Annotated in this window: 17 protein-coding genes; 4 read left to right on the top strand and 13 right to left on the bottom strand. The window is 57.3% G+C overall.

Annotated features, from left to right (window positions below):
* Positions 1-77 precede the first annotated feature (77 nt).
* A complete protein-coding gene (yajL, locus tag I6L58_RS07650; RefSeq protein ID WP_042320805.1) occupies positions 78-671 on the bottom strand; it encodes a protein deglycase YajL in 594 nt (197 codons plus the stop codon).
* A complete protein-coding gene (gene panE, locus I6L58_RS07645) occupies positions 634-1,545 on the bottom strand; it encodes a 2-dehydropantoate 2-reductase (RefSeq protein WP_006176883.1) in 912 nt (303 codons plus the stop codon). The genes yajL and panE overlap by 38 nt, the downstream gene beginning before the upstream one ends.
* Positions 1,546-1,669: 124 nt before the next feature.
* Here panE and I6L58_RS07640 point away from each other — a divergent pair, with 124 nt between their 5' ends.
* Complete coding sequence (locus I6L58_RS07640; protein WP_042320808.1) at positions 1,670-2,161, top strand: YajQ family cyclic di-GMP-binding protein; 492 nt, start codon at positions 1,670-1,672, stop codon at positions 2,159-2,161.
* 32 nt (positions 2,162-2,193) lie between these two features.
* Here the strand turns inward: I6L58_RS07640 and I6L58_RS07635 are convergent, their stop codons facing one another.
* The 7 genes from I6L58_RS07635 to I6L58_RS07605 form a co-directional block, all read right to left on the bottom strand.
* A complete protein-coding gene (locus I6L58_RS07635) occupies positions 2,194-3,555 on the bottom strand; it encodes an MFS transporter (RefSeq protein WP_088207853.1) in 1,362 nt (453 codons plus the stop codon).
* Positions 3,556-3,670: 115 nt separating this feature from the next.
* The gene (gene fucA / locus I6L58_RS07630; protein ID WP_088207852.1) at positions 3,671-4,318 is read right to left on the bottom strand and encodes an L-fuculose-phosphate aldolase; all 648 of its coding nucleotides are present in this window, start codon (positions 4,316-4,318) and stop codon (positions 3,671-3,673) included.
* A gap of 27 nt (positions 4,319-4,345) precedes the next feature.
* Positions 4,346-5,341, bottom strand: a complete 996-nt coding sequence (locus I6L58_RS07625; RefSeq protein ID WP_088207851.1) for a LacI family DNA-binding transcriptional regulator — start codon at positions 5,339-5,341, stop codon at positions 4,346-4,348.
* A gap of 61 nt (positions 5,342-5,402) precedes the next feature.
* On the bottom strand, positions 5,403-6,992 hold the full coding sequence (locus I6L58_RS07620; RefSeq protein ID WP_088207850.1) for an FGGY-family carbohydrate kinase: 1,590 nt from the start codon (positions 6,990-6,992) through the stop codon (positions 5,403-5,405).
* Between the two features lie 11 nt (positions 6,993-7,003).
* Positions 7,004-7,954 carry an ABC transporter substrate-binding protein gene (locus I6L58_RS07615; RefSeq protein ID WP_088207849.1) on the bottom strand — a complete coding sequence of 317 codons (951 nt, stop codon included), beginning with the start codon at positions 7,952-7,954 and terminating at the stop codon, positions 7,004-7,006.
* 47 nt (positions 7,955-8,001) lie between these two features.
* Positions 8,002-8,985: an ABC transporter permease gene (locus tag I6L58_RS07610; RefSeq protein WP_058609295.1), complete on the bottom strand. Its 984-nt coding sequence runs from the start codon at positions 8,983-8,985 to the stop codon at positions 8,002-8,004.
* Between the two features lie 2 nt (positions 8,986-8,987).
* Positions 8,988-10,487: a sugar ABC transporter ATP-binding protein gene (locus I6L58_RS07605; protein ID WP_088207848.1), complete on the bottom strand. Its 1,500-nt coding sequence runs from the start codon at positions 10,485-10,487 to the stop codon at positions 8,988-8,990.
* A 408-nt stretch (positions 10,488-10,895) separates the two neighbouring features.
* Here I6L58_RS07605 and I6L58_RS07600 point away from each other — a divergent pair, with 408 nt between their 5' ends.
* Genes I6L58_RS07600 through fucU form a run of 3 tightly spaced genes read left to right on the top strand, consistent with a single transcriptional unit; the run spans position 10,896 to position 14,544 of the window.
* A complete protein-coding gene (locus I6L58_RS07600) occupies positions 10,896-12,674 on the top strand; it encodes an L-fucose isomerase (protein ID WP_088207847.1) in 1,779 nt (592 codons plus the stop codon).
* 42 nt (positions 12,675-12,716) lie between these two features.
* Positions 12,717-14,123, top strand: coding sequence for an L-fuculokinase (gene fucK / locus I6L58_RS07595; RefSeq protein WP_390881728.1), 1,407 nt, complete (start codon positions 12,717-12,719; stop codon positions 14,121-14,123).
* Positions 14,116-14,544, top strand: a complete 429-nt coding sequence (gene fucU / locus I6L58_RS07590) for an L-fucose mutarotase (RefSeq protein WP_088207845.1) — start codon at positions 14,116-14,118, stop codon at positions 14,542-14,544. The genes fucK and fucU overlap by 8 nt, the downstream gene beginning before the upstream one ends.
* Before the next feature lie 40 nt (positions 14,545-14,584).
* Here the strand turns inward: fucU and cyoE are convergent, their stop codons facing one another.
* Genes cyoE through cyoB form a run of 4 tightly spaced genes read right to left on the bottom strand, consistent with a single transcriptional unit; the run spans position 14,585 to position 18,405 of the window.
* Positions 14,585-15,472 carry a heme o synthase gene (gene cyoE / locus I6L58_RS07585; RefSeq protein ID WP_006176898.1) on the bottom strand — a complete coding sequence of 296 codons (888 nt, stop codon included), beginning with the start codon at positions 15,470-15,472 and terminating at the stop codon, positions 14,585-14,587.
* Positions 15,473-15,483: 11 nt separating this feature from the next.
* Positions 15,484-15,810, bottom strand: a complete 327-nt coding sequence (locus I6L58_RS07580; protein WP_006176899.1) for a cytochrome o ubiquinol oxidase subunit IV — start codon at positions 15,808-15,810, stop codon at positions 15,484-15,486.
* Positions 15,810-16,424: a cytochrome o ubiquinol oxidase subunit III gene (locus I6L58_RS07575; protein ID WP_006176900.1), complete on the bottom strand. Its 615-nt coding sequence runs from the start codon at positions 16,422-16,424 to the stop codon at positions 15,810-15,812. The genes I6L58_RS07580 and I6L58_RS07575 overlap by 1 nt, the downstream gene beginning before the upstream one ends.
* Positions 16,414-18,405 (bottom strand): cytochrome o ubiquinol oxidase subunit I, encoded by a 1,992-nt coding sequence (cyoB, locus tag I6L58_RS07570; RefSeq protein WP_006176901.1) that lies wholly within the window; start codon positions 18,403-18,405, stop codon positions 16,414-16,416. Before cyoB ends, I6L58_RS07575 begins: the two co-directional genes overlap by 11 nt.
* Positions 18,406-18,419 lie beyond the last annotated feature (14 nt).

Raw genomic sequence — 18,419 nt, 5'->3', positions numbered from 1 at the left:
GCGTGAGCGCTTACCGGGCCTGCGTGGTGGTCTTGTAGGCCGGGTAAGACGTAGTCGTCACCCGGCTTTTTTATGCATCAGGCTTCGTAGAAATTATAAATTCCCGCCGCCATCACCAGCGACGAAGCCACTTCGTAGGCCTTCTCGCGCCCGACCAGCAGGTCGATAATCTTCAGCCCGAAATCAATCGCCGTGCCTGGCCCCTGGCTGGTGAGCAGGTTGACGCGCGGGTCCCAGACAACGCGCTTATCCACCCATTGATCTTCCGGGATGGTCTCTTTGAGCGCAGGGAAGCCGGTCATGTTGCCAATCGGGAAGAGATCGTGCGGCACCAGAACCGTGCCGGCTGCGGCGCAGATAGTGGCGACGATGCGCCCTGAAAGGTGAAACTGACGAACGGTCTCAACCAGCAGCGGGCTGTCGCGAAAACACTCCGCGCCTTTCAGACCGCCAGGCAGCACGATGATGTCGTAATCGCCATCCGCCACCTGCACCAGCGGCGCATCGGCGAGGATCTTCACGCCGCGTGAGCAGGTGACAGCCAGATTGCCGTCGCTGGCCACGCTGGCCGTTGTGACGGCGATACCGCCGCGTACCATCACATCGATGGTGGTCACGGCTTCCATTTCTTCGCTACCAGGGGCGAGGCAGACCAGTGCCGACACGCTCATATTCACTCTCCTTACGTTTAACCAGGTCATACAGGCGGGCGTTTTCCGGCACTGCAACACCGTGCGCGCGAGCGCGTTTTAACAGATAGCCGGTGATATAGTCGATTTCGGTATGGCGTAGCGCCCGAACGTCCTGCAGCATCGACGAGATATTTTCTGCCGTACTATCAATTACCTGGTCGACATAATAGCGTAAATCCTCCGCCGACGTGTGCAGGCCTTCACGCTCAATCACTGCCGCCACCTCGGCACACAGCACGGCAACCTCCTGCGGATGATTTTGCAGCTCGCCGTTGGGGCAATCCCACAGCGCGGTCAGCGGATTTATCACGCAGTTCACCGCCAGCTTACGCCACAGCTGCGGGCGAATAGTGTTGTGCCAGGCCACGTCCGGCAGCACGCTTTGCAGAACGTCAGCCAGATAGCTGTAGTCGCCATCCTGTTCGCGGGCAGGGCCGATGTGCGTTACGCCGCTGGCAACGTGGACGATGATGTTGCCATCCCGACGCGCGGCATGGGTGGTAATGCCCATCAGCAGCGGCTGCGCGATGCTTTTCAGCTCATCAAGGGTTCCCATGCCGTTGTGCAGCAGCAGAATAGGCGATGTCGGGGGGAGCTGGGCTGCCAGGGCTTTTACCGCATCTGAAACCTGCCACGCTTTCAGCGTGACCAGCAGCAGATCGCTTTGCGCCAGAAAATCCGGATCGTTGGCGGTGAGTGATTCGTTAAAGATGCTTCCGTCTTCATCAATCAGGTTTACACTGCAATAGGGCTGTGGCACACGCAGCCAGCCCTGTACCTCGTGTCCGTGCTTGCACAGCGCCGTCAGCCACAGCTGACCAAGCGCCCCGCATCCGAGCACTGTTATTTTCATTGTTCCTCCTCACCTGCAACTGCGCCAGGTGTTACGGCCTAAGTATAGCGCCGTCAGCTAAGCTTCTCGTTATGCCTCGTTACGGGTATTATGCAACGCAACAAAAATGAAGGGAGAAGAAAAGATGCCATCTTTCGATATTGTTTCCGAAGTTGATATCCAGGAAGTCCGCAACGGCGTGGATAACGCAAGCCGTGAAGTTGAGTCACGTTTCGATTTTCGTGGCGTTGAGGCGACGTTTGAGCTGAACGACGCAAATAAGACCATAAAAGTGCTGAGCGAGTCTGATTTCCAGGTCAATCAGCTGCTCGATATTCTGCGCGCCAAGCTGTTAAAACGCGGCATTGAAGGCACCTCTCTGGACGTGCCGGAAGAGTTTGTCCACAGCGGGAAAACCTGGTTTGTTGAAGCCAAACTCAAGCAGGGTATTGAGAGCGCGGTGCAGAAGAAAATCGTTAAGCTCATCAAGGACAGCAAGCTGAAGGTCCAGGCGCAGATCCAGGGCGAAGAGATCCGCGTTACCGGTAAATCCCGTGATGATTTGCAGGGCGTAATGGCGCTGATCCGCGGCGGCGATCTGGGACAGCCGTTCCAGTTTAAAAACTTCCGCGATTAAGACGAAAATGCCCGGTCAGACCGGGCATTTTTTCAGGCGTTTAGCGCCTGCTCCACTTCAAACCGGTTGGTGACTTTGCTGTCAATTTTGACATAGGCGCTGCGCTCTTCCGGGACGATAAGCACTTCATTCACCCCTTCCGTGGCCTCAAGCCGCTGTTTCAGCGTTTCGCTAATCTCTATGCCCTCAGGGATTTCAACGCGCAGGCTGCTCACGTAGCGTGGCTCTTTCATGGTGCTGGAGACAAACAGCCAGACCATCGCCAGCAGCGCCCCCATCAGGAATACGGTTTGCGAGTCAAACAGGCCGTCCACCCAGCCGCCGAGCGAGCCGCCGATAGCTACGCCGAGGAACTGGCTGGTGGAGTAAATGCCCATCGCCGTGCCTTTATAGCCCGCAGGAGACTCTTTGCTGATCAGCGACGGCAGCAGGGCTTCCATCAGGTTAAACGCCAGGAAGAACAGCTGCACGCCGGCAACCAGCTCCCAGAAGTGCGGGCCGGAGCCCCACAGCACGATCTCCGCAATCAGCAGCAGCGCCACGCAGCCCACGAAAACGCGCTTCATCTTGCGCTTCACTTCGGCATAGATAATAAACGGCACCACCGAGAGGAAGGAGATGAGCATCGTCACCAGATAAATTTTCCAGTGCTCTTCCGCCGGGAAGCCCGCAGCCGCCAGCTGGCCCGGCAGGGCGACAAAGGTCGACATCAGCAGAATATGCAGACACATGATGCCGAAGTTCAGCTTCAGCAGGCGCGGTTCAACCAACACTTTGCTGAAGCAGCCTTTCACCATGCCGGACTCACGGTTGAGGACGTGGTTTTTGCTGTCCGGCACCACCCACAGGGTTAAGGCGATACCCACGCTCGCCAGCACGGCGATCATCCAGAACAGGGCGTGCAGGCCGAGGTGATGGGTAATGATCGGGCCGAGAACCATCGCGATGGCAAAGGTGACGCCAAAGCTGACGCCGATAAAGGCCATCGCCTTGGTGCGGTTTTGCTCGCGGGTTAAATCCGACAGGAGCGCCATGACGGCAGCGGCAATCGCGCCGGAGCCTTGCAGGGCGCGGCCAAGAATAATCCCCCAGATGGAGTCGGAGAGGGCGGCAATCACGCTGCCGAGCACAAAGACGAGCAGCCCGCCGACGATCAGCGGTTTACGGCCCACGCGGTCTGACAGCAGGCCAAAGGGGATCTGGAATACGGCCTGGGCTAAACCATAGATACCAATGGCCAGGCCAATCAACGCTTCGCTGGCGCCCTGAAGCGCCATGCCGTACGTGGTCAGAACAGGCAGGACCATAAACATGCCAAGCATACGTAGCGAGAAAACAGTCCCTAAACCCCAGGTCGCGCGCAACTCGCCCGGCGTCATTTTATAATCGTTCATTACCACCTCTACCAAAAAGCAGGCCATAGTTTAGGCGGGGTGATAAGTGTGGTAAATAGGTGTTTGTTTAAGAGATATTACGAGGGTGTAATAAAAGCACCCCCGGGTAAAAAAATTAGGCTTCCACGCGCAGGCCGTAGCTTTTAAATTTCTCCAGCACGACGGCAATTTCGTCGTCATCCAGCACCGGAACCGGGTCTACAATCGCCAGCGTTGTCAGATACAGTTTTGCCAGCACTTCCACCTCCTGTGCCAGCCACAGCGCTTTTTCGAGACTCTCTTCGCAGGTGATTAACCCATGATGCTGCAGCAGCGTGGCGTTGCGATCGCGCAGGGCAACGGCAACGTGTTCGGATAACGCCCGCGTGCCGAAGGTGGCGTAGGGCGCGCAGGGGATTGAGTTGCCGCCCGCGGCCGCGATCATGTAGTGAATGGCCGGGATCGGACGATTGAGTATTGAAATCGCCGTGCAGTGGACGGCATGGTTATGCACCACCGCGTTGGCTTCCGGGCGGGTTTGATACACCACCTGATGAAAACGCCATTCGCTGGACGGCAGCTTCCCCTCCTCGTGGCGACCCCCGGCATCAACGTAGACGATGCTCTCTTCGGTCAGGCGCTCGTAGGGAATGCCGGTCGGCGTGATCAGCATGCCGTCGCGGTAGCGCACGCTGATATTGCCTGCGGTGCCCTGATTTAATCCCAGATGGGTCATCTCAAGGCAGGTGTCGATGATGTCTCTGGCTAATCTGGCTCGTTCCATTTTTATTCTCCGGGTACAGTTTTATTTTTACTGGCGGGAACGTTTGACCAGCTTCATATCCACCTTCGCCGTCTCGTTGACCGCTTCGCCGTCGATGGCTCGTTGCATCAGCTCAAACGCTTTTTCCGCCCAGGTATCTTCATCCTGCTGCATCGACCAGACGCTGTTCGGCAGGAATCCCAGCATGGGGTGTTCATCGAACGTACCGATATTGATGTGCTGCGGCACGGTACCGGCGCGCGCGCGCAGCGCCTCGATTGCCCCTTCCAGCACCGGGAGCGACGAGGCGATAAAGGCCTGGGGTACGCCATGGCTGTCGATCAGTTTGTCCATCAGGGCATATCCTCCCTGCGGCGTATTGTCCGGGCCTTCAATCACCCAGTTGCGGTGATCAATGCCCGCCGTGTTCAGAGCATGTAAATAGCCGTTCAGTCGGTCAGTGATGCTCGGCAGGGCGGTATCGCCTACCAGGAACCAGAGCGGGGTATCGCTGACGCCCAACATGCTGCGCGCCAGTTCATCGCCACCGGCTTCGTTATGACTCTCCACCAGCGCGTTGTCGGTGAAGCCAAAATCCCGGTCGAGAAGCACCAGCGGCTTTTGGATCTGCCGCAGATGATGCTGCTGGTTTTCCAGCGTCGAGGGGACGATAAACAGGCCGTCGACGTTTCGCGCCATCAGGGCTCTGACCAGCTTGTTCTCATAGTCCACGTCGTTGTAGGTACAGCTGATCATCAGCTGATAGCCCGAACGGCGGCAGCGCAGCTCCAGCTTTTCTGCAAGCGTGGCGAAGAACACGTTCGAGATATTGGGGACGATCAGCCCCAGCGTCTCGGTTTTGTTCAGCTTCAGGCTGCGCGCTGAATGATTCAGGGTGTAGCCGTAGCGCTCGACGTGTTCATTGATTCTGGCCTGCGTTTTCATGCTGATCCGGTACTGCCCGGCTTTGCCGCCCAGCACCAGGCGCACGGTGGTAACGGATAAATTCAGATCCTTCGCTATCTGTTCAACTGTTTTGGCCATCGCTACGCCTCAATCCTTTTCGTGTGTGAAAAACCTCAGATAAAGCATACGCATCCTGCCATTACATTTCCTGTTGCATCAGTTCATTAAGCGCCTGCTGCTGGGTCCATAGCGCCAGGTAGGCGGCATATTTTTGCTGGTGGAAGGTGGCGGTTTCCGGGCGAGGAGCGATGACGTCGCCAGTGTTGACCATCGCGCGGGTCGCGTCGGACAGCGTTGCCCACGCGCCGCTGGCAACCGCGCCACAGAGTGCAGCCCCCAGCGTAACGGCATCTTCTTCAGCCAGAAGGTGAATGTGACAGCCGGTGGCATCGGCATACTCCCGCAGCCACAGCCGGTTATGGGTCGCCCCGCCGCAGATAACAATGCGCGACAGCCTGTGACCGTGATTGTGCAGGGTATCGATGATATGCCGCGTGCCGTAGGCGATAGCCTGCAACGTCGCAAGGTAGAGCCTCGCCAGCGCGCGCTCGCCGGTTTCTAACGTCAGCCCCACGACGCTCCCCCGGGCGTCCGGGCGCGAGCGCGGGGAACGGTTGCCGTGGTGATCCGCCAGAACATGCAGGTTACGGGTCGGGTATTTCTCTTCCTGCTCCAGCGCGGCCACCCAGTCGTTAATTACCGCGACCGGATGGCGTTGCGCAGCCTCGGCTTTGGCAAACAGCGCCGCGCTGGCGTGATGCTCGCGCAGCGTCCAGTCAACCAGCGCGCCCGCGGCGCTTTGCCCGCCCTCCGTCAGCCAGTAGCCGGGAAGCATCGCCCCCCAGTACGGGCCCCAGACGCCGGGGGTAAAGATTGCCGTCTGGCTGGCAAGCATATGGCAGTTTGAGGTGCCGCTAATCAGCGCCAGCGTACCTTCAGGCTGTGCGCCGGTCAGCGCCACGCCGCCCGCGTGGGCGTCAATCATCCCGCTGGCGACAATAACGTGTTCGGGTAATCCCAGCTCTTGTGCGGCCTGCGGGCTTAGCGTGCTGGCGCGGTCGGCCACGTCGAGGATCGTCTCAGGGATTTTGGTCAGCAGGCTCTCCAGCCCCACGGCCTGAAGCAGCGTATCGCTGAAGCGCGCCTCGTGCGCCAGATAGTTCCACTTGCAGGTGAGGGTGCACAGGCTGGCGACGTCCTGACCGGTCGCTTTCCACACCAGAAAATCAGCCAGATCGAAAAAGCGCCAGGCGTTGTTCCAGGTTTCAGGATGGCGTTCTTTAAGCCACAGCAGCTTTGGCAGCTCCATCTCAATGCTCACCTCGCCGCCCACGTAGCCAAGTGCCGGGTCGCGGGTGGCATTGATGCGGGCAGTCTCCTCCTGCGCCCGGTGATCCATCCACATAATAATGTCCTGCGCCGCCGGGCTGTCCGGCGACGCGCTCAGGCCATGGCCCTGGGCGTCCAGCGCCACCAGCGAGCAGGTGGCGTCGAACCCTATGGAGCGGATCGCGTCGCGGGCGATCCCGGATGCATTGACGGCTTCCCGTACCGCGGCGCAAACCTGCTGCCAGATTTCCGCAGAGGATTGTTCTACGCGCGCGTTATCGGCGCGAAACTGCGAAATCGGGCGGGTCGCGAAGCGCAAACGCTCGCCCTGTGCGGAGTACAGCCCGGCGCGCACGCTGGCCGACCCGACATCAACCCCGAGGAAATAGCCGTCACTCATCCTGAACTCCCTTATTTTTTACCAAACGGATGCAGCAGTTTATCAATTTCAGGGGTGTTGATATTCTGCGCGTTGACATATTTGACTGGAATATCAATTTCTTTCGCCACGGTCTGCCCGGCGATCGCCGCATTAAGCGCCTTAATACCCTGATAGCCAATCTGGTATGCGTCCTGCACCACAAACCCCTGGATCACACCGTTCTTGAGGAAGTTGATGATCGCTTCGGTACTGTCGAAGCCGATGACTTTGACTTTGCCTTTCAGTTTTTGGCTGTCGATGGCGTTCGCCACGCCCAGCGTTGAACCTTCGTTGGTGGCATAAATGCCTGCGATATCCGGGTTGGCCTGAACCATATCGATGGTTTTATCCATCGCTTTTTGCGGATCGCCGTCGCTGTACTGCACCGGCAGCACCTGAATGTCCGGGTACTTCGCCTTCATCTCTTCGCTGAAGCCTTCGGAGCGTTCGATAGCCGATGTTGTTCCGGCAACGTGCGCAATAATGCCCACCTTGCCTTTTTTGCCGACCTGTTCGGCCAGCGCATCGGCCGCCTGCGCGCCCGCCTTGCGGTTGTTGGTGGCGACAAAGCTGGCCGGAATATCGGAGTTTACGCCGGAGTCAAAGGTCACGACCTTGATCCCGCGGCTGTTGGCGGTTTCCACCAGCGGGGCAAGGGCGTTGGCGTCCAGCGCAGCCAGCAGCAGGCCGTCCGGTTTTTGCGCCATGGTGTTTTCTACCAGCTGGATCTGCTCGGCGATTTGCGTTTCATCCGCCGGGCCTACGTAGCTGGTCTTATCCCCCAGCTCTTTTGCAGCGGCTTCGGTCCCCATTTTGACCGTTTGCCAGAATTCGTGCTGGTAGCCTTTACTGACCACCGGCAGGTTTAACTCTTTCGCCAGCGCGCTGCTGGTCATGATAGCGGCGAGCGACAGGGCGCTCAGGATATGGCTGGTTTTCATTATTTTGCTCCGTAGTAGGGTTTGCAGGGCTTTTTTATGTCGGGAACCTAACGCATTCTTTTACGCAACGTATCCAGATAGACGGCAGCAACGACCACGACTCCCATCGCCACCATCTGCCAGAACTGGGAGACCCCCATCAAATTGAGGCCGTTTTTCAGCACGCTCATAATGAACGCGCCGATGATGGTGCCGCCGATGGTACCCACGCCGCCCATCAGGCTGGTGCCGCCGATAACCACGGCAGCGATAGCTTCCAGCTCGTAACCCACTCCCACGGTGGGCTGGCCGGAGTTGAGGCGAGAGGCGAGGATCACCCCGGCCACGCCGGTTAACAGGCCGCAGAAGGCATAGACGAAAATCTTCACCCGCTGCACGTTGATCCCGGAAAGGTGCGCTGCGGTTTCATTGCTGCCGACGGCGTAGATATAGCGCCCCATCACCGTTTTTTTCAGGATCCACATGGCAATCAGCGCCACAATCACCAGGTAAAACACCGGATAGGGCAGGACATCGAACAGGCGGCCCTGCGCCAGCATTCGGAACTGCGGGTAGTCAGAGAAGTAAATCGCGCGCCCGTCGGTCATCACCATGTTGATGCCGCGAACCGACATCATCAGCCCGAGGGTGGCGATAAACGGCGGGATGGTCATCTTCGTCACCAGAAATGCGTTCATATAGCCGCACACGCCGCCCGCCAGCACGCCCGCCAGAATACACACCGGCAGCGGCAGTCCAAACCCGGCGGCGATCCCCACTGCAACGCCTGAAAAGGCCACCACCGAGCCAAGCGACAGGTCGATCCCGGCGGTGATAATCACAAAGGTGACGCCAATGGCCATGATGCCAATCACCGCCGTTTGCAGGGCGATGGTCATGATATTTTCGGTATTAAAGAAGAACGGTGAGCTGAAGCTGAAAAACAGCACCAGCAGCACCAGGCTAAACAGGGGGGCGAGGCGCATCAGCAGCGCTTTATTTATCTTCACAGAAGCATTCCCGCCTTGCGGCGAAGGGACGGTAACGGACATGATTAATCCTCCAGCGTGGCGTATTGCATGATTTTTTCCTGAGTGGCGTGCTCAGCCTCTATTTCGCCGGCAATACGACCGCTGCGCATCACCAGGATGCGGTCGCACATGCCCAACACTTCCGGCAGTTCGGATGAAATCATGATGATAGATTTACCTTTAGCGACAAGGCGATTCATTAATTCATAAATTTCCAGCTTGGCGCCGACGTCTATTCCCCGGGTTGGCTCATCAAAAATTAAAATGTCGGTGTCTTTACAGACCCAGCGGGCGATGATGATCTTTTGCTGATTGCCGCCGCTGAGGTTGAGGGCCGCCTGTTCCAGATGCGGCGTTTTAATTCGCAACGCATCCACCAGTTTTTGGCTGGACGCCCGGCAGCGTTTTTCATTAACGTTGCCCGCCACGCCGGAATAGTCCGGGTAATTGCCGAGCATGATGTTCATTTCAACGGAGAAGCCGAGGGCAAGCCCCTCTTTTTTGCGGTCTTCGGTTAAATAGCTGATGCCTTTGCCAATGGCGTCCGCCACGTCTTTGATGCGCGTTGGCGTGCCGTTCAGCGTCAGGGTGCCGGCGTCGATCGGATCGGCCCCAAACAGCGCTCTGCCAAGCTCCGTCCGGCCCGCGCCCATCAGACCGGCCAGGCCGAGGATCTCCCCGCGCCAGAGGGTAAAATCGATATCCTTCAGCACGCCGTTGCGCGTCAGGCCAGTTACCTCAAGCACTTTCTCGGTGCGCTGATGCGGTGGGCGTTTGGGATAGATATTGTCGAGATTGCGGCCCACCATCATGGCGATCAGCTCGCTAATCTGCACCCTGTCGTAATCGACGGTGGCGATGTACTGCCCGTCGCGCATTACCGTGGCGCGGTCGGCAATCAGCGCCAGCTCCTCCAGGCGGTGCGAAATGTAGACGATACCCGTTCCCTGGGCCTTGAGCATATGCGTCACCTCGAACAGGCTCTCTATTTCGCTCTCGGTCAGCGCGGCGGTGGGCTCATCCATAATCAGCACTTTTGCGTTAACGGAAATGGCTTTGGCAATTTCCACCATCTGCTGCTGAGCCACGGTTAAATCACTGACCCGGGCATCCGGAGCAATCTTTAAATTCAGGGTTTGCAGTATTTTCTCAACCGCCTGGCGCTGCGCACGTTTATCGAGCTGCCAGCGGCTGTTTTTGCAAAACTCGCGGCCAATAAAGATATTCTCTTCGACGGTTAAATCGGGAAAGAGATTGAATTCCTGATGGATGATGGTAATACCCGCCAGCTGGGCGCTGAGCGGATCGCTGAATGAAACCGGCTGGCCTTCAAACAGGATCTCTCCCGCATCAGGTTGATACACGCCGGACAGAATTTTCATCAGCGTCGATTTACCGGCGCCGTTTTCGCCCAGCAGGGCATGCACCTCGCCGCGACGTAAATCAAAATCAACCTGGCTCAGCGCAAGGACGCCGGGAAAGCGTTTCGTTATCCGCTTCATCTGTATAAGAGTTTCTGACATTGCAAGATTCCTGTGTTGGAAAGGCAATGAATCACTGGCATAACGGTTTTATAAGTAAGCTAACTCGACTTAGCTTGCGTCCTTAAAAGCTATTTTAGGGTCAGAATTTAGCCAAATCATTTGTATTCAAATTGTGACGCTGTGCAAAGGTAATTTATTAACCTATTGATAAATAACCGATAATGCTATTTTTGCTGAATCGTAATACCTGACGCCGATCGAATTTTGACCACTCATCGTGAAACTGCTCACAGATCCTGCACAATTCTCTTGTCTCGTTTTCAGTGTGAAACCTAAGCTAATTCGAGTTAGCAAATTTCACATCTCTCGGTCAACGGTGCTGTCGATGCGCGTTTTGTACGGCTACGCCCCATGAAACGGAGAGGTTAACCAACGTGAGGAAGGGCTATGAAAACAAAAACAGCGTTACCCCGTATTGGCATCCGACCCGTTATCGATGGCCGTCGGCTGGGTGTACGCGAATCTCTGGAAGCGCAGACCATGAACATGGCGAAGGCAACGGCGGCGCTGTTGAGCGAAAAACTCCGCCATCCCTGCGGAACGCCTGTGGAATGCGTGATTGCCGATACCTGCATCGCCGGTATGGCCGAGTCGGCGGCCTGTGAGGAGAAGTTCAGCACTTCGCACGTTGGCCTGACGATAACCGTGACGCCCTGCTGGTGTTATGGCAGCGAAACCATTGATATGGATCCCCTGCGTCCGAAAGCCATCTGGGGCTTTAACGGCACCGAGCGCCCCGGCGCGGTGTATCTGGCGGCGGCGCTGGCGGCGCACAACCAGAAGGGCATCCCGGCGTTTTCGATCTATGGTCACAACGTGCAGGACGCAGGGGACGAGAGTATCCCCGCTGACGTAGAAGAAAAACTGCTGCGCTTCGCCCGGGCGGGCCTGGCGGTTGCCAGCATGAAGGGGAAAAGCTATCTCTCCATCGGCGGCGTCTCGATGGGGATTGCCGGCTCGATTGTCGATCATAACTTCTTTGAATCCTGGCTTGGCATGAAGGTTCAGGCCGTGGACATGACTGAACTGCGTCGCCGCATCGATCATAAGATCTACGATGAGCAGGAGCTTGAGCTGGCGCTGGGCTGGGCGAACGCGCATTTCCGCTTTGGCGAGGACAAAAATGCGCAGCAGTATCGGCGCGATGAGCAGCAAAACGCGGCGATCCTGCGCGAAAGCCTGCTGATGGCGATGTGCATCCGCGACATGATGCAGGGCAACGCGAAGCTGGCCGATGCTGGACGCGTGGAGGAGTCGCTGGGCTATAACGCCATCGTCTCCGGCTTCCAGGGGCAGCGCCACTGGACGGATCACTATCCGAACGGCGATACCGCAGAAGCGCTGCTCAACAGCTCCTTCGACTGGAACGGCATTCGCCAGCCCTGCCTGGTGGCAACCGAAAACGACAGCCTGAACGGCGTGGCGATGCTGTTTGGCCATTTGATGACGGGGACGGCACAAATTTTTGCCGACGTGCGCACCTTCTGGTCCCCGGAGTCGGTGGCGCGTGTGACCGGCCAGAAGCTTACCGGGCTTGCTGAGCACGGCATTATCCACCTGATTAACTCCGGTTCGGCTGCGCTCGACGGTACGGCCGAGCAGAAAGATGCCGACGGGAAACCGACCCTCAAGCCGCACTGGGAGATGACCCAGCAGGAGGCTGATGCCTGCCTCGCGGCGACCCGCTGGTGTCCGGCAGTGCATGAATATTTCCGCGGCGGTGGCTTCTCGTCTCATTTCCTCACCCGCGGTGGCGTGCCATTTACCATGACCCGGGTGAATATCATTAAGGGCATTGGCCCGGTACTGCAAATCGCAGAAGGCTGGAGCGTCGATCTGCCCGACGCGGTGCACGACGTATTGAACAAGCGTACGGACTCCACCTGGCCGACGACCTGGTTTGCGCCACGTCTTACCGGGAAAGGCCCGTTCAGCGATGTCTATTCGGTGATGGCAAACTGGGGGGCGAACCACGGGGTGTTGACCGTGGGACACGTCGGGGCCGACTTCATCACCCTGGCATCCATGCTGCGTATTCCGGTGTGCATGCATAACGTGCCGGACGCGCAGATTTACCGCCCGACGGCCTGGGGTGCGCACGGAATGGACGTCGAAGGGCAGGACTATCGCGCCTGCGAAAACTACGGACCGCTGTACAAACGTTAACCCTGACTGCCCGCCTGTCCGGGCGGGCAACCTGTGGGGGCCATAATGAAAAAATGCTTTCTGGTTCTCGACTGCGGTGCGACCAACGTGCGCGCCATTGCGCTCGATCCTGACGGGAAGATTGTGGCGCGTGCGGCTGTCGCAAACGCCAGCGAAAGCGCGGCTGAAAATCCGGCATGGCACCAGTGGTCGCTGGACGCCATCATGCAGCGATTTGCCCAATGCTGTCAGGCGATCGGCGCGGTCCTGAGTACGTACCGGCTGTGCGGCATAAGCGTCACCACCTTCGGGGTGGATGGCGCGCTGGTGGATGAGACGGGAGAGCTGCTTTACCCGGTGATCAGCTGGAAATGCCCGCGCACGGTCGCGGTGATGGAAAATGCGTCCCGACGCTTCTCCCCGGCAGAGCTGCAGCGAATAACCGGGGTAGGGCAGTTTAGTTTTAACACGTTATACAAAGTGCTGTGGCTGCGGGAAAACCGTCCCGACCTGCTGCAGCGCGCCCACGCCTGGCTCTTTATCTCCTCGCTGATCAACCATCGCCTGACGGGCAAAATGACCACCGATTTCACCATGGCGGGTACCAGCCAGATGTTCGATCTCGCTCAGCAGCGGTTCAGCGAAGCGATTCTCGCGAAGGCGGGGATATCGCCTTCGCTTTTCCCGGCGCTGGTGTACCCCGGTGACGTTATTGGCGAGCTGCAGCCCGTCGCGGCGGCTCGGCTCGGGTTGCCTCCCGGCGTGCCGGTGATCTCCGCCGGGCATGACACGCAGTTTGCGCTGTTTGGCGCGGGGGCGGGGATTGATGAAGCGGTTCTTTCTTCGGGGACCTGGGAGATCCTGATGGCGCGTACGTCGCGCGTAAACACCGCGTCGCTCATTCACTATCCCGGGGCAACCTGTGAGCTGGACAGCCAGCCGGGGCTGTTTAATCCGGGCACGCAATACATGGCATCCGGCGTGCTGGAGTGGATCCGCAGACTGTTCTGGTCTCCTGATACGAGCTGGGACACCATCCTTTCTCAGGTGGCGGAGCTGCCGAGGGGGGCGGACGGGGTGACGATGAATACGCAACTGCTCGATTCCCCGCTCGCCGGCTGGCAGGGCGTGACGCTCAACACCACGCCTGCCCACTTTTACCGCGCGGCGCTGGAGGGGCTGACGGCGCGACTGAAAGATAACCTTGGCGCGCTGGAGGACATCGCGCAGTTTACGGCGCGCGAGCTTCTGCTGGTGGGCGGTGGCAGCCGCAATGCGCTGTGGAATCAGCTTAAAGCTGATGCCCTCGGGATCCCGGTTAAAGTGCTTGATGAGGGTGAAACGACGGTGCTTGGTGCGGCCTTGTACGGCTGGTGGGGCACCGGTGAGGCCGCCAGTGCCGTTGCGGCTCGCGCCTGCGTGGAGTATCGCTACCGCTATTTTTATCCAGAGGGAAAAAACCATGCTTAAAACGATATCACCGCTGATCTCACCCGCGCTGCTTAAAACCCTGGCAGAAATGGGGCACGGAGATGAGATTATTTTTGCTGACGCCCATTTTCCCGCGCACAGCCTCGGGCCAGAGGTTATTCGCGCCGACGGCCTGCAGGTGAGCGAGTTACTGGCTGCCGTCATCCCGCTTTTTGAACTCGACAGCTATGCGCCACCGCTGGTGATGATGGCACCCGTGGAAGGGGATACGCTTGATGGTGCGGTAGAGGCGCGGTACTGCCAGGCATTATTCGGCAACGAAGAAGGGGAGGGGATCGTGCGCATCGACCGTTACGCGTTTTACCAACGGGCGCAGCAGGCATTTGCCATCGTCGTGACGGGCGAGACGGCGAAGTACGGCAATATTTTACTGAAGAAAGGCGTGACGCCGCAGGCATAAAAAAAGCCGGGTTCAACCCGGCTTTTTCAATTCAGCACACTTACCAGACGTATGTCAGCAGGCTGTGTGAATCCGGTACCATGAAGTCCACGGACATCATCACGCTGAGTGCGGTAATGGCGATGATGGAGAAGCCGAACAGCTTGCGCGCCCAGACTTTATCATCTTCCACTTTGTAACCACGCAGCGCCATGCCGAGCCACCAGACGCTCACCGCAGCGGCCACCACCAGATATTTGTATCCAGCGTAACCGCCCAGAGAGAGCATCAGCGTTGCCACGGCAAAAGCGATGATGTAGAGCGTGATATGGTTCTTGGCCACTGAAATGCCTTTCACAACCGGCAGAACCGGGATGTTCGCTGCCTGATAATCCTTAAAGCGGAAAATCGCGATGGCATAGGAGTGCGGCATCTGCCACAGGCTAAAGATAGCCAGCAGGATGAGCGCACCGCTGTCGAACTCGTTTGTGACGGCGCAGTAGCCAATCACCGGCGGCGCAGCGCCGGAGAGTGAACCAATCAGCGTGCCGTAGACGGAGTGACGTTTCATATACAGGCTATAAACGCCCACATATACCACGAACCCCATCACCCCCAGCCAGCAGGCCAGCGGGTTAGCACCAAACCACAGCAGCATAAAGCCAGCAATACCCAGCAAGGTGGCGTACACCAGCGAGACGGAAGGGGCGATCAGGCCTTTCACCAGCACCCGATTTTTGGTCCTCTCCATCTTCTTGTCGATATCCATGTCGATGTAATTGTTAAATACACAACCGGACGCAACAACCAGTGACACACCCACCAGCGTGGAAGCAAAGAGGGTGTAATCGATGCTGCCTTTGGAGGCCAGCAGGAACCCTCCGATCACGGAGATCAGGTTGCCAAAGATGATGCCTGGTTTCGTTACTTGCAGGTATTGCTTAAACATACTCGCCGCTCTTAGTGAACCATCATGTTGTAGTTGAGGTTCCACATAATCCAGATGGAACCGACTACCAGGATAGCGATGATAATCACGGTAAAGATAAAGGCGGTCATATTCCAGCCTTCATCGGACTTGGTGTTCATGTGCAGGAAGCAAACCAGATGCACCAGAATCTGAATCACCGCGGTCACCAGGATTGCACCCAGAATAACCGGCTTAGACGCAGAACCGCTCATCACCATCCAGAACGGGATCACCGTGAGGATGATCGACAGGATGAAACCTGTCATGTAGGTTTTTACGCTACCGTGGGAAGCGCCATGATCGTTTGAATGACTCATTACATCGCCCCCATCAGATACACTACAGAGAACACACAGATCCACACCACGTCCAGGAAGTGCCAGAACAGACTCAGGCACATGATACGCGTGCGGTTTGTGCTGGTCAGGCCGCGACGGGATACCTGGAACATCAGTACAGCCATCCAGATAAGACCCGAGGTGACGTGCAGACCGTGGGTACCAACCAGCGCGAAGAACGCTGACAGGAAGCCGCTACGATCCGGACCGAAACCTTCCATGATCAGGTGATGGAATTCATAGATTTCCATCCCGATGAACCCAGCACCAAACAACCAGGTCAACGCCAGCCAGGAGACAACCTGGCTCTTGTTGTTTTTGTACATGGCGATCGCCGCCATGCCGTAGGTGATGGAGCTGAATAACAGCAGTGCGGTTTCTACCAGCACGAACGGCAGTTCAAAAATATCCTTGCCGGTCGGGCCACCCGCTGTGCCGTTCACCAGAACGGCATAGGTCGCGAACAGACAGCAGAACAGAATGCAGTCGCTCATCAGGTAGATCCAGAAACCGAAGACTTTCATCGGTCCTGTATCGTGGTGCGCATGTTCATGCGCGTGGGCAGTTGAGTGCGCCAGAGTATCAGTTGCCATGTTTCAGCCCCGCTTTAGAAATCTCGTCGAAATGCTGTTTTTCCAGCGTTTCAACTTCACGGACTGGTACGTAGTAGTCCACGTCCTCGTCAAAGCTCTTCACAATCCAGCTGATGACGATGCCAGCAAAGCCAACAATCGCAAGCCACCAGATGTGCCAGATCATTGCGAAACCAAATACCGTTGCGAAGGCGGCAATCACAATGCCCGCACCGCTGTTTTTCGGCATGTGGATCTCTTCGTAATGAGCAGGTTGCTTGTACGCTTCACCTTTTTCTTTCATTTCCCAGAATGCGTCGCGCTCGTGGATCTGCGGCACAATGGCGAAGTTATAGAAAGGAGGTGGGGAAGAGGTTGCCCACTCCAGCGTACGGCCACCCCATGGGTCACCGGTCAGGTCACGGTTCTGCTCGCGGTCGCGAATAGAGACGTAGAACTGAATCAGCTGGGACGCAATACCACAGGCAATCAGCACCGCACCGCCTGCTGCAATCATCAGCATTGGGTGGAACTGCGGATCGATCTGCTGGCTCAGGCGACGGGTCATACCCATGAAGCCCAGCACGTACAGCGGCATAAAGGCAACGAAGAAGCCGATGATCCAGAACCAGAACGCGCGTTTACCCCATTTTTCGTTCAGGGTGAAACCGAACGCTTTTGGCCACCAGTAGGTTACGCCAGCGAAGCAGCCGAAGACCACGCCACCGATGATAACGTTATGGAAGTGCGCAATCAGGAACAGGCTGTTGTGCAGTACAAAGTCCGCACCTGGTACCGCCAGCAGTACACCGGTCATACCCCCTACAGAGAAGGTGACGATGAAGCCGATGGTCCACAGCATCGCTGAGTGGAACACGATACGACCCTGGTACATGGTGAACAGCCAGTTGAAGATCTTCACCCCGGTAGGGATTGCGATAATCATCGTGGTGATACCGAAGAAGGCGTTTACGTTCGCGCCCGCACCCATGGTGAAGAAGTGGTGCAGCCAAACGATGAACGACAGTACGGTAATACACACGGTTGCCCACACCAGCGAGGTGTAGCCAAACAGGCGTTTACGCGAGAAGGTTGCTGCGATTTCGGAGAAGACACCGAACACTGGCAGAACCAGAATGTACACTTCCGGGTGACCCCATGCCCAAATCAGGTTGATGTACATCATCATGTTGCCACCCATGTCATTCGTGAAGAAATGGGTGCCCAGATAGCGATCCAGGGTCAGCAGCGCGATGGTGACGGTCAGAATTGGGAACGACGCAATAATCAGGATGTTGGCGCACAGAGATGCCCAGGTAAATACCGGCATCTTGAACATGGTCATGCCAGGGGCACGCATCTTGATAATAGTCACGAAGAAGTTGATACCGGTCAGGGTTGTACCAACACCGGAGAGCTGAAGCGCCCAAATCCAGTAGTCGACACCTACGCCAGGACTGTACTCAATTCCCGAAAGCGGCGGGTAGGCCAGCCAGCCGGTCTGTGCGAATTCGCCCACACCCAGTGACAGGTTTACCAGAATAACGCCGACAACCGTGAACCAGAAGCTCAGGTTGTTCAGGAACGGGAACGCTACGTCGCGCGCGCCGATTTGCAGCGGAACGACCACGTTCATCAGACCGATAACCAGCGGCATCGCTACGAAGAAGATCATGATAACGCCGTGGGCGGTAAAGATCTGGTCGTAGTGGTGCGGCGGCAGGAAGCCAGCTTCACCCGCAGAAGCAAGTGCCTGCTGGCTACGCATCATGATCGCATCCGCAAAGCCACGAATTAACATGACGATACCGACGATGCAGTACATGATACCGAGTTTTTTGTGGTCAACCGAAGTCAGCCACTCTTTCCACAGGTAGCTCCACTTACCGAAGTAAGTGATCAGGCCAACTAAGGCCGCACCACCGATGATAATGGCAGCCACCGTAACCATGATAATGGGTTCATGGTAGGGCACTGCATCCAGTGTCAATTTTCCGAACATTTTCTTCCTCGGCC

Origin of the sequence: Enterobacter cancerogenus, assembly GCF_019047785.1 — a bacterium.
Lineage (GTDB): Bacteria > Pseudomonadota > Gammaproteobacteria > Enterobacterales > Enterobacteriaceae > Enterobacter > Enterobacter cancerogenus.
Note: the sequence above shows the minus strand (reverse complement) of the source record. Positions and strands in the feature narration are given on the sequence as shown.

Excerpts from the sequence above, each read along its gene's own strand:
- I6L58_RS07625 (WP_088207851.1), bottom strand. The coding sequence starts at position 5,341 with ATGGCCAAAACAGTTGAACAGATAGCGAAGGATCTGAATTTATCCGTT.
- yajL (WP_042320805.1), bottom strand. The coding sequence starts at position 671 with ATGAGCGTGTCGGCACTGGTCTGCCTCGCCCCTGGTAGCGAAGAAATG.
- I6L58_RS07635 (WP_088207853.1), bottom strand. The coding sequence starts at position 3,555 with ATGAACGATTATAAAATGACGCCGGGCGAGTTGCGCGCGACCTGGGGT.
- cyoE (WP_006176898.1), bottom strand. The coding sequence starts at position 15,472 with ATGTTTAAGCAATACCTGCAAGTAACGAAACCAGGCATCATCTTTGGC.
- fucA (WP_088207852.1), bottom strand. The coding sequence starts at position 4,318 with ATGGAACGAGCCAGATTAGCCAGAGACATCATCGACACCTGCCTTGAG.
- panE (WP_006176883.1), bottom strand. The coding sequence starts at position 1,545 with ATGAAAATAACAGTGCTCGGATGCGGGGCGCTTGGTCAGCTGTGGCTG.
- I6L58_RS07615 (WP_088207849.1), bottom strand. The coding sequence starts at position 7,954 with ATGAAAACCAGCCATATCCTGAGCGCCCTGTCGCTCGCCGCTATCATG.
- I6L58_RS07605 (WP_088207848.1), bottom strand. The coding sequence starts at position 10,487 with ATGTCAGAAACTCTTATACAGATGAAGCGGATAACGAAACGCTTTCCC.
- I6L58_RS07640 (WP_042320808.1), top strand. The coding sequence starts at position 1,670 with ATGCCATCTTTCGATATTGTTTCCGAAGTTGATATCCAGGAAGTCCGC.
- fucU (WP_088207845.1), top strand. The coding sequence starts at position 14,116 with ATGCTTAAAACGATATCACCGCTGATCTCACCCGCGCTGCTTAAAACC.
- I6L58_RS07600 (WP_088207847.1), top strand. The coding sequence starts at position 10,896 with ATGAAAACAAAAACAGCGTTACCCCGTATTGGCATCCGACCCGTTATC.
- I6L58_RS07620 (WP_088207850.1), bottom strand. The coding sequence starts at position 6,992 with ATGAGTGACGGCTATTTCCTCGGGGTTGATGTCGGGTCGGCCAGCGTG.
- cyoB (WP_006176901.1), bottom strand. The coding sequence starts at position 18,405 with ATGTTCGGAAAATTGACACTGGATGCAGTGCCCTACCATGAACCCATT.
- I6L58_RS07610 (WP_058609295.1), bottom strand. The coding sequence starts at position 8,985 with ATGTCCGTTACCGTCCCTTCGCCGCAAGGCGGGAATGCTTCTGTGAAG.
- I6L58_RS07580 (WP_006176899.1), bottom strand. The coding sequence starts at position 15,810 with ATGAGTCATTCAAACGATCATGGCGCTTCCCACGGTAGCGTAAAAACC.
- I6L58_RS07575 (WP_006176900.1), bottom strand. The coding sequence starts at position 16,424 with ATGGCAACTGATACTCTGGCGCACTCAACTGCCCACGCGCATGAACAT.